The following is a 13,417-nucleotide window of genomic DNA, read 5'->3' on the forward strand; positions in this document are numbered from 1 at the left end:
AACTCCTCGTGCTGGGGCGCTCAGGAGGGGCCGCAGTGCGGACCGCGGCCCCTCCGGAGAGCTCGAATGGTGGCGCCTAGAGCCCCGGGTAGAGCGGGAAGTCGTCGGTGAGCCGGCCCACGCGGGCACGGAGCGACTCGAGATCGGCCGAGGGCTTGAGCGCCTCGGCGATCACGTCGGCCACCTCGGCGAACTCGGTGTCGCCGAACCCGCGGGTCGCGAGCGCGGGCGTGCCGATGCGCAGACCCGAGGTGACCATCGGCGGGCGCGGGTCGAACGGCACGGCGTTGCGGTTCACGGTGATCCCGACCTCGTGCAGGCGGTCCTCGGCCTGCTGGCCGTCGAGCGGCGAGTTGCGGAGGTCGGCGAGCACGAGGTGCACGTCGGTGCCTCCGGTGAGCACGTCGATGCCCTCGGCCTTCGTGTCGGCGGCGACGAGGCGCTCGGCGAGGATCTGCGCGCCGCGGATGGTGCGCTCCTGCCGGTCGGCGAACTCGGCCTCGCCCGCCAGCTTGAAGGCAGTGGCCTTCGCGGCGATGACGTGCATCAGCGGGCCGCCCTGCTGACCGGGGAAGACCGCCGAGTTGAGCTTCCTGGCGTACTCCTGCTTGGCGAGGATGAGACCGGACCGGGGGCCGGCGAGCGTCTTGTGCACGGTCGAGGTGACGACGTCGGCGTGGGGCACCGGCGACGGGTGGAGGCCCGCGGCCACGAGACCCGCGAAGTGCGCCATGTCGACCCAGAGCTTCGCGCCGACCTCGTCGGCGATCGCGCGGAAGGCCTCGAAGTCGAGGTGGCGCGGGTAGGCCGACCAGCCCGCGATGAGCACCTGGGGGCGCACCTCGAGGGCCTTCTCGCGGACGACGTCCATGTCGATGCGGAAGGTCTGCGGGTCGACCCCGTAGGCGGTGGCGTTGTAGAGCTTGCCCGAGAAGTTGAGCTTCATGCCGTGCGTGAGGTGGCCGCCGTGAGCGAGCTCGAGGCCGAGGATGGTGTCGCCCGGCTGGATGAGCGCGGCGAGCGCCGCCGCATTGGCGGTGGCTCCGGAGTGCGGCTGGACGTTCGCGAACTCGGCGCCGAACAGGGCCTTGGCCCGGTCGATCGCCAGCTGCTCGGCGATGTCGACGAACTCGCAGCCGCCGTAGTAGCGGCGGCCGGGGTAGCCCTCGGCGTACTTGTTGGTGAGGACCGAGCCCTGCGACTCGAGGATCGCGCGCGGGACGAAGTTCTCGCTCGCGATCATCTCGAGGTAGCCGCGCTGGCGGTCGAGCTCCTGCTGGAGGACGGCGGCGATCTCGGGATCGACGACCGAGACGGGCTGGTCGAACGTGGCGGCGAGGCTGGTGCTCGCGGCGGATGCGGTGGTCGGATCGGAAGAGGGGGACACGGACGCTCCTTGACGGCGAAACGGACGGCGCCCCGAGCCGTCGCGCGAGGCGACGAGTCTCGTCCGGGCGACCGGGACTACGGTATCCGTTCCGGCCCAGGCGTGCGGCAGGAAAAGTGTCCGGCGAGAGTGCACCGGAGGAGGTGTCGCTCCCTGATGGTCACCCATCCGAACGCCAGTCGCGACGTCGCCAGTGTAGCAATGCGCTAGGGCTGACGGTCCCTCAGGTCTGTGCGAGGATTCCTCGGAGGCGTGCCGGGTGCCGGGCGCGGAGGGGATCACGTGGGACTCAGGGCGATCGCGCTCGGCGGGAGGACGACCGTCGGCTCGCTCGGCGACTCCGAGCTGATCGTGCTCGTCCGCGCCGGCGAGGGAGCGGCCACGGCCGAGCTCTGGCGGAGGCACGCGGCTGCGGCTCGCAGCGTCGCCCGGGCCTGGTCGGGCTCGCTCGATCCCGACGACCTCGTCTCGGAGGCGTTCGTGCGCGTCCTGTCGACGATCGAGCGGGGCGGCGGCCCCGACGGCGCCTTCCGCCCCTACCTCTTCACGGCCGTGCGCAACGTCGCCGCCTCCTGGGGGCGCCGTCAGGATCGCGAGCGCCCGCTCGAGTCCGACGAGGACGTGGTCGCGTCGGAAGCCGGTCCGGAGGAGGCCGCCCTCGCCGCGCTCGACCGGGATCTCGGCCTGCGCGCCTTCCGCTCCCTGCCCGCGCGCTGGCAGGAGGTGCTCTGGTACACGGAGGTGGAGGGGCTCAGCCCGGTCGAGGTCGCTCCGCTGCTGGGGCTGCGGCCCAACTCGGTCGCCGCGCTGAGCCACCGGGCGCGCGAGGGCCTGCGCAGCGCGTGGATCCAGGAGCACGTCGCCGACGTCTCGGCCGAGGGCGAGTGCCGATGGGTGCTCGAGCGGGCCGGGTCGCACGTGCGGGGACGACTGCCGGCGCGCGACCGACTCCGGATGCGCTCGCACCTCGCGGAGTGCGCGGAGTGCCGAGCGGCGCTCACCGACGCCCAGCGGACCGGCGCCCGGCTCGCGACCGTCCTTCTGCCGCTGGCGGCGGGCATCGGAGGAGCGACGGCCTACGCCACCGGCGGCGCCGCCGCCGGTGTGTCCGGCGGTGCGGGCGTCGCGGCGGGGGGCGTCGCGGCGAGCGCCGGTACCGCGGTCGGAGGCGTCTCCGCGGCAGTGGTGGCTGTCGCCGCCGGACTCGTGCTCGTCGCGGGCGTCGCCGTCGCAGCACTGCTGACCTCGGCGGGCCCCCAGCCGTCGGTGGTCTCGGAGCCGCAGGGCGCGCCTCCGGAGCAGGTGGCATCGACCCCGGAGCCGGAGGCCACGATCGCGGCGGTCCCGGCCGTCGCGCCGACGCCGACTGTCGAGCCGCAGCCTCCCGCCGCCTCCGCCCCCGATCTGTCGGCGGCGCAGGCGTCGCCCGCCCCTGCGCCGGTGACGCCGGTCACGGTCGTCCCGCCGCCCTCGCCGGAGCCGATCGCGACGGCGCCGACCCCGACTCCCCGCGTGACCTCCACTCCGTCCCCGACTCCCCCGGCGACGCCGACACCCACCCCCACGCCGAGCGTCACCGCCCCGCCGGTCCCGACCACGGCGACGCTCACCACCGATCCCGATGAGCACCTGCTCCCCGACGCCGCCGGCACCGCCGCTCCCGGCTCGACGGTGACCGTCGAGGACGCGGAGTCGGGCGAGGTCTACGCCGACACCGTCGCCGGACTCGACGGACAGTGGTCGCTGCCGGGCCTCCCCCTGCCCGCGGGCGAGACCTCCGTGATCGTGCGCACCACCGCTCCCGACGGCACCGAGACGGTGGGCGCGGCCGAGACGGTGCGACTGCTCGCGCCGAGCGTCCTCGCTCCGGCCACGGCGAGCGCCGCCGACGGAGTCCCCGTGGTCGTCCTCGCCGATCCCGGCCCCGTGCAGCTCCTCGTGGACGGCGATGTCGTCCTCGAGCAGACCGTCGTCGGACTCGGTCTGGCGACCGTGCTCGACCTCGGGGCGGGAGAGCACGAGATCGGCGCGCGCTACGCCTCCGCCGACGGTCGCGTCGGAGCGACGGGATCGACGACCGTCGTGGTGCGCTGAGCGCCTCACCGACGGCCGATATCCTGAGCGGATGCAGTCCGACCCCGCCGCGCCCTCCTCCGACCGGCCCGTGCCCACCGGCACCGAAGACGGCGGCGGCCGGGGTCCCGGGAACCACTGGACCCTGACCTTCGCCTGCCCCGATCTGCCCGGGATCGTGCACGCCGTCTCCGGAGCCGTGGTGCAGGCGCAGGGGAACATCACCGAGAGCCAGCAGTTCTCGAGCGCCGACACCGGCCGCTTCTTCATGCGGCTGCAGGTCGAGTCGAGGGTCACCCGGGACGAGTTCGAGCGCGCCCTGCTGCCCGTCACCGAGCACTACGGGATGACCTGGCACCTCGACGTCGTGGGCCGGCCGCTGCGCACCCTCGTCCTCGCCTCGACGGCGGCGCACTGCGTGAACGACCTGCTCTTCCGTCAGCGCGCGGGCCAGCTGGCGGTCGACGTGCCGCTGATCCTCTCGAACCACGACACCCTCCGCGATCTCGCCGAGTTCTACGGAGTGCCGTTCGAGTCGCGACCCGTCGTGTCGCCCGAGACGAAGCGGGCCTTCGAGGAGCGGATCGTCGAGGTCGTCGAGCAGCACGACATCGAGCTCGTCGTCCTCGCCCGCTACATGCAGATCCTGTCCCCCGAGCTCTGCGCGCGCCTGGCCGGTCGCGCGATCAACATCCACCACTCCTTCCTGCCCGGCTTCAAGGGGGCCAACCCCTACAAGCAGGCGCACGCCCGCGGCGTGAAGCTGATCGGAGCGACGGCCCACTTCGTCACGAGCGATCTCGACGAGGGGCCGATCATCGAGCAGAACGTCGTCCGCGTCGAGCACTCCCGCTCGGCCGCGCAGCTGGTCGCCATCGGTCAGGACGAGGAGAGCCGCACCCTCACCCAGGCGGTGAAGTGGTTCGCGGAGGACCGGGTGCTGCTCGACGGCGCCCGCACGATCATCTTCCGCTAGAGCGCATCACTCCCCGCGAGCGATCGCCCGCAGGGCCGCGACGTGGGCGTCGAAGGCCGACGACCCGGCCGGCGTCAGCGCGACCCACGTGACCCGCCGGGAGTCGCTCCGGGCGGCGGAGGACGACTTCGACATCGCAACGAGGCCCGCGTCGGCCAGCAGCTTCAGGTTCTTCGACAGCGAGGCGTCGGCGATGCCGAGCGTGTCGCGCAGCACGCCGAAGTCGATCCCGTCGCCCGCACGCAGCAGACCGCAGATGCGGAGCCGGAGCGGCGCGTGGATCAGCTCGTCGAACCGGGCCTCAGCGGACACGGCGCATGCGCTCGCGCGCGGCTCCGGTGAAGGCGTAGGTGAGGGCCGCGCCGGAGGCGAACGCCAGAGCTGTCGGCGCGGCGATCCACCCGTGGAGATCGAAGGAGGCGAGGCCGAGCGCCACGCTGTAGAGCGCTAGCACGACGGCGAGGCCGGCCAGTGCCAGGAGCCAGGGCGCCGCCCCGAGTCGTGCGAGCTTGACTCCGGTCGCCGCTCGATAGCAGGCGAGCAGCGAGAGCGCGAAGACCAGGCAGGCGATGAAGACGGCGTTCAACTGGCCTCCTGAGGCGGGTCGGACGACGAAGCACGCCGCGATCAGACCGAATCCGGCGGCGAGCCACCACGGCGTGCGCACCCTGTCGGCGAGGGCGGAGCGGTCGGCATCGAGTTCTGAGACGATATCGTTGCTTTCCATGATGGAAAGTCTATGCATCGCTTTCCACTTCGGCAACTGATGTGTTCGAGGCCCGTACTCCGTCGTCAGAGGAGGCGGATACGATGGTCGGCGTGAATCGAGCAGGAGCGGGCGCCGACGTCAGGATCGGGCCGAACGACGTCCTGCGGTTCGTCCTCGAGCTCTTCGCGCTCGCGACGTTCGGGATCTGGGGCTTCACCGAGTGGGCCCTGCCGCTGAACATCGTCTTCGGGATCGGCGCACCCGTGCTCGCGGCGCTGGTCTGGGCGCTGTTCCTCTCGCCGAAGGCCGTGCTCGCGATCGACGTCTACGGCCGTTCGCTGATCGAGCTGCTGGTCATGGGCGCCGCGGCCGTCGCGTGGCTCGACATGGGCCAGCCGATCGTCGCGATCGTCTTCGGCGTCGTCGCGGTCGTGTCCGGAGTCGTCGCCGGGCGTCGCGCGGTCGCCTGACGCGTACCGTCTCCGGCCGCGATCTCGGGCTCGTCGAATCGGCTTCGGCTCGCGGAATCCAGCACTTCTGACGAGCCGAACGCGATCCAGCGAGCCGGACCTCCGGACAACCGACCTTCCGGCGACCTCCGGCTCGTCGAATCCGGTTCGGCTCGCGGAATCGCTCACTTCTGACGAGCCGAGCGTGATCCTGCGAGCCGGAGGTGCTCCGGCAGGGCTCCCGCACGCGAACGGCCGCCCCGCGGCTCCGGTGGGAGCGAGCGGGGCGGCCGTCGTGCGCAGGCGGAGGCTACTCCGCGGCGGCGCCCTCACGCAGCGCGAGGGCGCGGCGACGGACGCCGGAGATCAGCAGTCCCGCGCCGATCAGCGCCAGAGCCGCGGCCCCGAGCAGACCGCCCTCGAATCCGGTGGAGGGCAGCCCTCCCGAGCCGCCGCCGTGGCCGGGTGCACCCGGTCCGGTGGTCGGCGTGGACGTCGGCGCAGGACCCGCGGTGGGTCCGGCGGTGGGCGTCGCGGTGGGCTCCGGGGTGCCCGTCGGCTCCGGGGTCGCCGTCGGCTCGGGCGTGCCCGTCGGCTCCGGAGTCGCGGTCGGCGTGGGAGCCGGCGTCGCCGACTCCGTCACGTCGACGCTCACCAGAGTCGCGAGACCCGAGTCGGAGTAGGCGACCCGCCCGAGGTACTGCGCGGGGCCGGCCAGGTCGCTCCACGAGATCGCGTAGCTCGTGGGCTCGCCCTGCACCGCGTCGATCACCGCGGGCTCGGTCGTCAGCGCGCCGACGCCTCCCTCGGGGGTGACGACGAAGCTGCGCAGGTCGAACGTGACCGTGGGCTCAGCGCCGACCGCGTAGATGTCGGCGGTGACCCGGTAGGTGCCCGCCTCGGGCTCCGCGAGGTCGACGCGCTCGTCGGCGGAGGCGGTCGCCGAGACGGCCTGCGAGACCGGCTCGCCCGCCGCGTCGAGCAGCTCGACGTAGAGGTCGAGGTCGGCCGTGTCGTCGATCGAGTCGAGATCGAAGCGCGCGAAGTCCGCGCCCTCCGGTACGACGACGTCGGTGATCAGCGTCGTGCCCGCCGGCAGGGTGCCGGAGTGGCCGTCGGCCGCCGTGGCGTCCTCGGCGAGGACCCCCTGCGCGAGTCCGGTCGTCGACAGCGGCAGAGCGCCGTCGATGCCGGGCGTGATGGTCGCCGTGGTCGAGCCGGTCGAGCCGGAGCCCGAGACCTCGTACGGCGCGTCGAGCAGGACCGGCCGCACGGCGACCGGGCTGCGGACCTCGTGCTCCGCGCTCGACCACGTCAGGTAGCCGGTCGCGAACTCCGAGAGCTCGGCGTCCGCCGTGGTGAAGGTGACCGTGTACTGGGCCGTCTGGCCCGCTCCGGTGAAGGAGAGGGTGGACGGCGACACCACGGTGTCGACACCGGGGATGTCGAGCGACGCGGTGTACGTGCCGGGAGCGGTCGAGGTCACCGTGCGGGTGACGGTCTGCGTTCCGGCCAGTGCGCCGATGGCGATCGAGGCCTGGTTGAGGTCGGACGGGTCGATCGCCTCGATCGGGTCGATCGCGGGATCGGGGTCGAACACGTAGCCCGCGCCCTTGAGGAACGCGATCCAGTCGCTCGGACCGCTGTCGTAGATCAGTCCGGGGTCGAGGAAGGCGGTCGGATCGACGTGACCGGCGCCCTGGGCGAAGACGTCCTCGGAGGCGTTCCCCGACTGGTCGACGCTGTCGTAGGAGGTCGTCATCATGGCCGACTTGACGGCCGACGGCGACGCGTTCGGGCTCGCGCCGAGGATCAGCGCGGCGAGCCCCGCGATGTGCGGCGACGACATCGAGGTGCCGGACTCGAACGCGAAGGCGGGATCGTCGCCCTCGGCGTTGAAGCTGTCGGCCAGGATCGCGACGCCGGGCGCCGTGAGGTCGGGCTTCAGCACATCGCTTCCGTCGGCCTCGGCCGGTCCGCGCGACGAGAATCCTGCGACCTGGGGCACCGCGATCGCGATCCCGGAGGTGTTGCCCTCGCTGAGCGTCACGGTCGCGCCCGGGGTGGACGCGTAGGCGGTGATGGCGTCGTACGCCTCCGAGTCGATCTGGATGCTCGGGACCGAGTGGTCGTCGACGTGCAGCGCATTGGGGAACGGGTTGAGCAGCAGCATGCCGATGCCGCCCGCCCGCTCGACCTCGGCCGACTTGGACACGCGGGCCGTGACGCCCGCGGTGCAGGCGACGACCTTGCCAGAGACCTTCGCGGGGTCGAGGGTGCCGGTCTCGCAGATCTCCGGAGTCTCGGCCCCGGCGAGGACGACGTCCGCGCTGTTCACGAGAGGGCCGGTGACGTCCTCGTGGACGGTGATAGATCCGCCGGGGAACGCCTGGCCGTCACCGAGGGTGGCGGTGGCCGTGTAGGTCGGGATCGAGGAGGCGGCGACCGTCGTGTACCACGGCGAGGCGTGGTCGAGGGTCGAGTCGCCCGGACCGGAGTTGCCGGCCGAGGCCGCCACGAAGACACCCGCGGCGGCGGCGTTGAGGAACGCCTCGTCGATGAGCGTGAGCGTGGAGGTGGCCGAGCCGCCGCCGATCGAGAAGTTGATCACGTCGACGCCGTCGCTGGTCGCGGCGTCGATCGCCGCGAGGATGCCTGGGCCGGAGCAGAAGTCGTCGTCGTCCGTGCCGTCGACGTCGCCGTTCCAGCAGACCTTGTACGCGGCGACCTTCGCCGCGGGAGCGACGCCCGAGATCGAGCCGTAGTCGTAACCGTCGACACTCGCGTCGACGCCCGCGTTGCCGGCGGCCGTCGAGGCGGTGTGCGAGCCGTGGCCGTCCGCGTCGCGCGGCGAGAGGTACTCGGGATTGTCGGGCGAGCCGGCGGGCTCGGAGTCGCCGAGGAACCAGCGCGCACCGATCAGCTTCTGGTTGCACTCCTCGCCGGTCCACTGCTGCGACGCGTCGGCGCCGCTCACGCAGGCGCCGACGAAGTCGCTGCCGTCGGACTTCGGGTAGGTGACGGTGGTGCCGTTCGTGAAGGGCGCGGCTCCCGGAGTCGTCGCGAGCGGAGCGCCGGCGAACGACGGGTTCTCGGGTGCGATGCCGGAGTCGATGACGCCGACCACGACGCCCGCGCCGGCCTCGTCGATGCCGCCGAGCTCGTTCCAGACGCCGTCAGGGCCGTCGAGGCCGAGGAAGCTCGTCGAGGGCTCCTGGCCGGTGTCGGGGACGGGGATCCCGGAGGCGGTCGGGGCCTGAAGCGTCGTCGGCTGGACCGCGCGGTCGAGGGTGAGGTCCTCGATCTCGCGCACCTGGGCGACGTCCTTGCGGTTCGCGAGGCGGCTCGCCTGCGCGCCGGTCAGCTCGGCCGAGAAGCCGTTGAGCGTGACCGTGTAGTGGTAGCCGATCTCGGCATCGACGGCGGCGGCGACGTCGTCCTGTCGCCGCTCGAGGTGCGCCGAGTAGTCCTCGACGGGGGCGGACCGCGCCTGCAGCTGCGATCCGGCGTCGGGAGCCGTGCGGGCGAAGCGGGCGTCGGTGCCCTCGTAGGTGGCCGCGGCGGGCTCGACCAGAGTGACGACGTAGTCGCCGTCGTCGAAGCTCTGCAGCGACGACAGGCCGCCGACGAGCGACGCGCTCCCGACGACGGGAGCCGCGGACGCCGCGGTGGAGGCGAACGCGGCCGAGGCGGCGACACCGAGCACAGCGAGCCCTGCCAGGATCCGCCTCTCGGTTCGACGAACGGGTGGACGGTGGGAGGGGTGGATCGGCAATCGATGTCCTTACTCACAATCGCTGGGAGCCGGATCGGCTCCCGCACTGAATCGACACTACGAACTGGATCGCTCGGCTCTGTTACGAACAGGTAACGAAGTCACCGGATTTGGGACGAGGACAGTTGGCACTCTCCCGGGTCGAGTGCTAAATTCCTGGCATTGAGTCACCTCGACTCAACTCTGGGAATTGATCTGTTGCACGACTGAATGGAGTGATTTCGATGGCCGTCACCTACGACCCGATCCGCGAGCTCGACCGCTTCGCCTCCGCCCTCTTCTCGCCCGGCCAGGGCCCCCGCCGCATGCCGATCGACCTCTACCGCGACGGCGACCACTACGTCCTCACGGCCGACCTGCCCGGTATCGACCCCGGGTCGGTGGACGTCGACGTCGACGGCCAGCTGCTCACGATCCGCGCCCAGCGCACGGTGGCGAGCGGCGAGGACGTCACCTGGATCACCCGGGAGCGCCAGTCCGCGACCTTCGTCCGCCAGCTGAGCCTCGGCCAGGGCGTCGACACCGAGCGCATCTCGGCGTCGTACGACAACGGCGTCCTCTCGGTGACCATCCCCGTGAGCGAGAAGGCCAGGTCGCGGAGGATCGAGGTGGTCTCGAGCGCGAGGCCCGAGCAGGTCCGGCTCAGCGAGTCGCGCTCCGAGTGATCCGCTCCGCGATCGAGGGCCCGTCCGCTTCCGAGCGGCGGGCCCCCGGTCGTTCCGGCCCGGGGTGCGAGCGGCCGCAGCCCTATGTTGGGAGGATGTCCGCTCCCAAGCCCGACGCCGCCGTCGGAATCCTGCTCCCCCGCGACCTCCCGGCCGCCCAGGTCCTGTCCTACGCCCGACGCGCCGAGGCGCTCGGCTTCGACGAGCTGTGGGTGGTCGAGGACCTCGGCTTCCGCGGCGGGATCGCGCAGGCCGCCGCCGTGCTCGCGGCGACCGAGCGGATCGTGGTCGGCATCGGCATCCTCCCCGCCGCCGCGCGCACGGCCGCCTTCACCGCGATGGAGCTCGGCACCCTCGCCGAGATGTTCCCCGGTCGCCTCCACGCCGGCATCGGCCACGGCATGCCGCACTGGATGCGCGGCCTCGGCGTGTGGCCGCAGAGCCCGCTGACGCTCCTCGAGGAGCAGTTCTACGCGATCCGCTCGCTGCTCGCCGGCGAGGAGACGACCCGCGCAGGCCGGTACGTGACGCTCGACGGGCTCCGCCTCGAGTCGCCACCCGCCGTCGCTCCCCCGCTGCTGGCGGGAGTGCGGGGACCCAAGTCCCTGGAGCTCGCGGGCAGGATCGCCGACGGCGTCGTGCTGGCCGAGCCGGTCACTCCGGAGTACATCACCGCCGCCCTCGAGCGGATGGCGACGCCCGGACGAGTGGTCGCCTACAACGTCGCTGCCGTCGACGACGACTCTGCAGCCGCGCGGGCGCAGGTGCGCCCCGGTCTCGAGTGGATCGGCGAGCCGGACTGGGCGCCGCATCTCGCCCCGCTGCCCTTCGCCGACGAGTTCGCGCGCCTGCGCGAGCGGAGCGCCGACCGAGCCTCCTTCGTGCGCGACCTGCCGGACGAGTGGGTCGACCAGCTGTCGGTCGTCGGCACCCCCGACGCCGCCCGGGCCAGGATCGGCGAACTGCACGCGGCCGGCGCGTCGAGCGTCGTGCTGATGCCGACGGGCGCCGACGCCGGCGCCGCGATGGAGGCGCTCGCCCGGGCGCTCTGACCCGGATCGGGCTCGCAGAAACGGCTCCGGCTCGCGGAATCCGAGGATTCCCGCGAGCCGGAGCCGTTCTGACGAGCCGGAGGTCAGGCCGACATGCGCGCCTTGAGGTTCTCGTCGAGGGTCGCGAGGAACTCCTCGGTCGTCTGCCAGGCCTGGTCCGGTCCGACGAGGAGCGCGAGGTCCTTCGTCATGCTGCCGGACTCGACCGTCTTGATGACGACGTCCTCGAGGGTGAGCGAGAAGTCGATCAGCTCCTGGTTGCCGTCGAGCTTGCCGCGGTGGGCCAGTCCGCGGGTCCACGCGTAGATCGAGGCGATCGGATTCGTCGAGGTGGGCTTGCCCGCCTGGTGCTGGCGGTAGTGGCGCGTGACCGTGCCGTGCGCCGCCTCCGCCTCGACGACGCTGCCGTCGGGCGTGGAGAGCACGGAGGTCATCAGACCGAGAGAGCCGAAGCCCTGCGCGACCGTGTCGGACTGGACGTCGCCGTCGTAGTTCTTGCAGGCCCAGACGTAGCCGCCCTCCCACTTCATCGCGGAGGCGACCATGTCGTCGATCAGGCGGTGCTCGTAGGTGAGGCCCGCGGCGTCGAAGCGCTCCTTGAACTCGGTCTCGAAGATCTCCTCGAAGATGTCCTTGAACCGGCCGTCGTAGGCCTTGAGGATCGTGTTCTTCGTCGAGAGGTAGACCGGGTAGTTGCGGGTCAGGCCGTAGTTGAGCGACGAGCGGGCGAAGTCGCGGATCGAGGCGTCCTGGTTGTACTGGACCTGCGCGATGCCGTCGTCGGGAGCCTTGTAGACCTCGAACTTCATCGGCTCGGAGCCGTCCTCGGGCGTGAACTCGACGGTCAGCGTGCCCTTGCCCTTGAAGACGAAGTCGGTGGCGCGGTACTGGTCGCCGAAGGCGTGGCGGCCGATGATGATCGGCTTGTTCCAGCCGGGCACCAGGCGCGGGATGTTCGAGATGATGATCGGCTCGCGGAAGATGACGCCGCCGAGGATGTTGCGGATCGTGCCGTTGGGCGACTTCCACATCTTCTTCAGGCCGAACTCCTCGACGCGCGCCTCGTCGGGCGTGATGGTCGCGCACTTGACGCCGACGCCGTGCTTCTGGATGGCGTGCGCCGCGTCGATCGTGACCTGGTCGTCGGTCTGGTCGCGGTACTCCATGCCGAGGTCGTAGTACTCGAGGTTCACGTCGAGGTACGGGTGGATGAGCGTGTCCTTGATCTTCTGCCAGATGATCCGCGTCATCTCATCGCCGTCGAGCTCGACGACGGTTCCCTCAACCTTGATCTTGGACATTGCTCTCCCATGGTCTCGATGCAACCCCGCTCCTGCGCGGGACGGGCGGCTGCGCGGCCGCTCCGGATGGCCTCCGCCAGCCTACCCGAGGGCGGAAGTGTCTCGATGTCGAGAGAGTTCGCCGATTCGGGGCGCTCCCCCGATGACGGTCCGTGCGCCGTCGTCCTGGCGGAGGATGACTGCCCCGGATCGGGCCGCTAGATTGACCGCATGAGTGCACTCCGCCTGGAAGAGCTGTCGGCCTCGAACATCTCCGCCGTGAACGGGCTGAGCCTCAAACCCGGGCAGGAGCAGTTCATCGCGCCGGTGTCGTACTCGGCGGCCGCCGCAGTGATCGATCCCGGCGCCGCCTGGCAGCGCGCGATCCTCGACGACGACGAGCTCGTCGGCTTCATCCACGCCCACTTCGACCCGGAGGCCGCGGAGGAGTTCCGCAGCTGCATCTGGCGCATCAACATCGACGCCTCGAAGCAGGGTCGTGGAGTCGGTACCTTCGCCGTCCGCGCGGCCGCCGACGAGGCGCGCACCCGCGGCTTCGACACCCTCACGGTCATCTGGGAGTCCGGCGAGGACGGCCCCGAGCAGTTCTTCCGCTGGATCGGCTTCGAGGTCGTCGGCGAGACGCAGTACGGCGAGAACATCGGGGCGCTGAAGCTCTGATCGCAGCCGCCGGGCAGCCGGGTCCGCCGCCCGACGGGACGGCCCCCGACTCCCCCGACTTCGTCTCCGCCGTGCTGGCGGTCGTCGACTCCATCCCGCCGGGTCGCGTGATGGCCTACGGAGAGATCGCCGCGGTCCTCGGCACGCGCGCCGCTCGAGCGGTCGGGACCGTCATGGCCCGCTACGGCTCGGACGTCGCGTGGTGGCGCGTCGTCCGCTCGGGCGGCGCTCCGCCGATCGGGCACGAGGAGCGGGCGCGCGTCGAGTACGAGCGCGAGGGGACGCCACTGGTGACGACTCCGAGCGGCTACCGCGTCGACGTGCGCGCGGCGCGCTGGCGGCCCTGAGCCGCGCTCATAGGCCGCGGGGC

The 13,417-nt window shown here is 71.8% G+C and carries 12 protein-coding genes and 1 riboswitch; of the genes, 7 read left to right on the plus strand and 5 right to left on the minus strand.

Translation table 11 applies throughout. The features are described from left to right. Positions 1-76: 76 nt before the first annotated feature. Entirely contained in the window at positions 77-1,387 is a 1,311-nt protein-coding gene (glyA, locus tag GRS92_RS00325; protein ID WP_159852253.1) for a serine hydroxymethyltransferase, read from the minus strand. An 87-nt stretch (positions 1,388-1,474) separates the two neighbouring features. After that, positions 1,475-1,580, minus strand: a riboswitch (ZMP/ZTP riboswitch). Between the two features lie 89 nt (positions 1,581-1,669). Here glyA and GRS92_RS00330 point away from each other — a divergent pair. Beyond that, on the plus strand, positions 1,670-3,481 hold the full coding sequence (locus GRS92_RS00330; RefSeq protein ID WP_159852255.1) for a sigma-70 family RNA polymerase sigma factor: 1,812 nt from the start codon (positions 1,670-1,672) through the stop codon (positions 3,479-3,481). Positions 3,482-3,512: 31 nt separating this feature from the next. Continuing rightward, on the plus strand, positions 3,513-4,436 hold the full coding sequence (gene purU, locus GRS92_RS00335) for a formyltetrahydrofolate deformylase (protein ID WP_159852257.1): 924 nt from the start codon (positions 3,513-3,515) through the stop codon (positions 4,434-4,436). Between the two features lie 6 nt (positions 4,437-4,442). Here purU and GRS92_RS00340 read toward each other — a convergent pair whose 3' ends face one another. Then, the gene (locus GRS92_RS00340; protein ID WP_159852259.1) at positions 4,443-4,748 is read right to left on the minus strand and encodes a transcriptional regulator; all 306 of its coding nucleotides are present in this window, start codon (positions 4,746-4,748) and stop codon (positions 4,443-4,445) included. Continuing rightward, positions 4,738-5,163 (minus strand): hypothetical protein, encoded by a 426-nt coding sequence (locus GRS92_RS00345; protein ID WP_159852261.1) that lies wholly within the window; start codon positions 5,161-5,163, stop codon positions 4,738-4,740. The genes GRS92_RS00340 and GRS92_RS00345 overlap by 11 nt, the downstream gene beginning before the upstream one ends. A 92-nt stretch (positions 5,164-5,255) precedes the next feature. Between GRS92_RS00345 and GRS92_RS00350 the strand changes: the two genes are divergently transcribed. Further along, the gene (locus tag GRS92_RS00350) at positions 5,256-5,615 is read left to right on the plus strand and encodes a YrdB family protein (RefSeq protein WP_235021731.1); all 360 of its coding nucleotides are present in this window, start codon (positions 5,256-5,258) and stop codon (positions 5,613-5,615) included. Positions 5,616-5,904: 289 nt separating this feature from the next. Here the strand turns inward: GRS92_RS00350 and GRS92_RS00355 are convergent, their stop codons facing one another. Then, a complete protein-coding gene (locus GRS92_RS00355) occupies positions 5,905-9,300 on the minus strand; it encodes a S8 family serine peptidase (RefSeq protein ID WP_159852265.1) in 3,396 nt (1,131 codons plus the stop codon). Between the two features lie 293 nt (positions 9,301-9,593). Between GRS92_RS00355 and GRS92_RS00360 the strand changes: the two genes are divergently transcribed. Together GRS92_RS00360 and GRS92_RS00365 are read left to right on the plus strand one after the other, a co-directional pair. Continuing rightward, positions 9,594-10,034, plus strand: coding sequence for an Hsp20/alpha crystallin family protein (locus GRS92_RS00360; protein WP_159852267.1), 441 nt, complete (start codon positions 9,594-9,596; stop codon positions 10,032-10,034). Between the two features lie 95 nt (positions 10,035-10,129). Beyond that, positions 10,130-11,086 (plus strand): LLM class flavin-dependent oxidoreductase, encoded by a 957-nt coding sequence (locus GRS92_RS00365; protein ID WP_159852269.1) that lies wholly within the window; start codon positions 10,130-10,132, stop codon positions 11,084-11,086. Positions 11,087-11,169: 83 nt separating this feature from the next. Here the strand turns inward: GRS92_RS00365 and GRS92_RS00370 are convergent, their stop codons facing one another. Beyond that, positions 11,170-12,387: an NADP-dependent isocitrate dehydrogenase gene (locus GRS92_RS00370; RefSeq protein WP_159852271.1), complete on the minus strand. Its 1,218-nt coding sequence runs from the start codon at positions 12,385-12,387 to the stop codon at positions 11,170-11,172. Positions 12,388-12,597: 210 nt separating this feature from the next. Between GRS92_RS00370 and GRS92_RS00375 the strand changes: the two genes are divergently transcribed. Continuing rightward, positions 12,598-13,047, plus strand: coding sequence for a GNAT family N-acetyltransferase (locus GRS92_RS00375; protein ID WP_159852273.1), 450 nt, complete (start codon positions 12,598-12,600; stop codon positions 13,045-13,047). Between the two features lie 71 nt (positions 13,048-13,118). Beyond that, positions 13,119-13,394, plus strand: coding sequence for an MGMT family protein (locus tag GRS92_RS00380; RefSeq protein ID WP_235021733.1), 276 nt, complete (start codon positions 13,119-13,121; stop codon positions 13,392-13,394). Positions 13,395-13,417 lie beyond the last annotated feature (23 nt).

It is taken from the genome of Rathayibacter sp. VKM Ac-2754, assembly GCF_009807095.1.
Taxonomy (GTDB): Bacteria; Actinomycetota; Actinomycetes; order Actinomycetales; family Microbacteriaceae; genus Rathayibacter.

Excerpts from the sequence above, each read along its gene's own strand:
- purU (WP_159852257.1), top strand. The coding sequence starts at position 3,513 with ATGCAGTCCGACCCCGCCGCGCCCTCCTCCGACCGGCCCGTGCCCACC.
- GRS92_RS00345 (WP_159852261.1), bottom strand. The coding sequence starts at position 5,163 with ATGGAAAGCAACGATATCGTCTCAGAACTCGATGCCGACCGCTCCGCC.
- GRS92_RS00360 (WP_159852267.1), top strand. The coding sequence starts at position 9,594 with ATGGCCGTCACCTACGACCCGATCCGCGAGCTCGACCGCTTCGCCTCC.
- GRS92_RS00365 (WP_159852269.1), top strand. The coding sequence starts at position 10,130 with ATGTCCGCTCCCAAGCCCGACGCCGCCGTCGGAATCCTGCTCCCCCGC.
- GRS92_RS00370 (WP_159852271.1), bottom strand. The coding sequence starts at position 12,387 with ATGTCCAAGATCAAGGTTGAGGGAACCGTCGTCGAGCTCGACGGCGAT.
- GRS92_RS00375 (WP_159852273.1), top strand. The coding sequence starts at position 12,598 with ATGAGTGCACTCCGCCTGGAAGAGCTGTCGGCCTCGAACATCTCCGCC.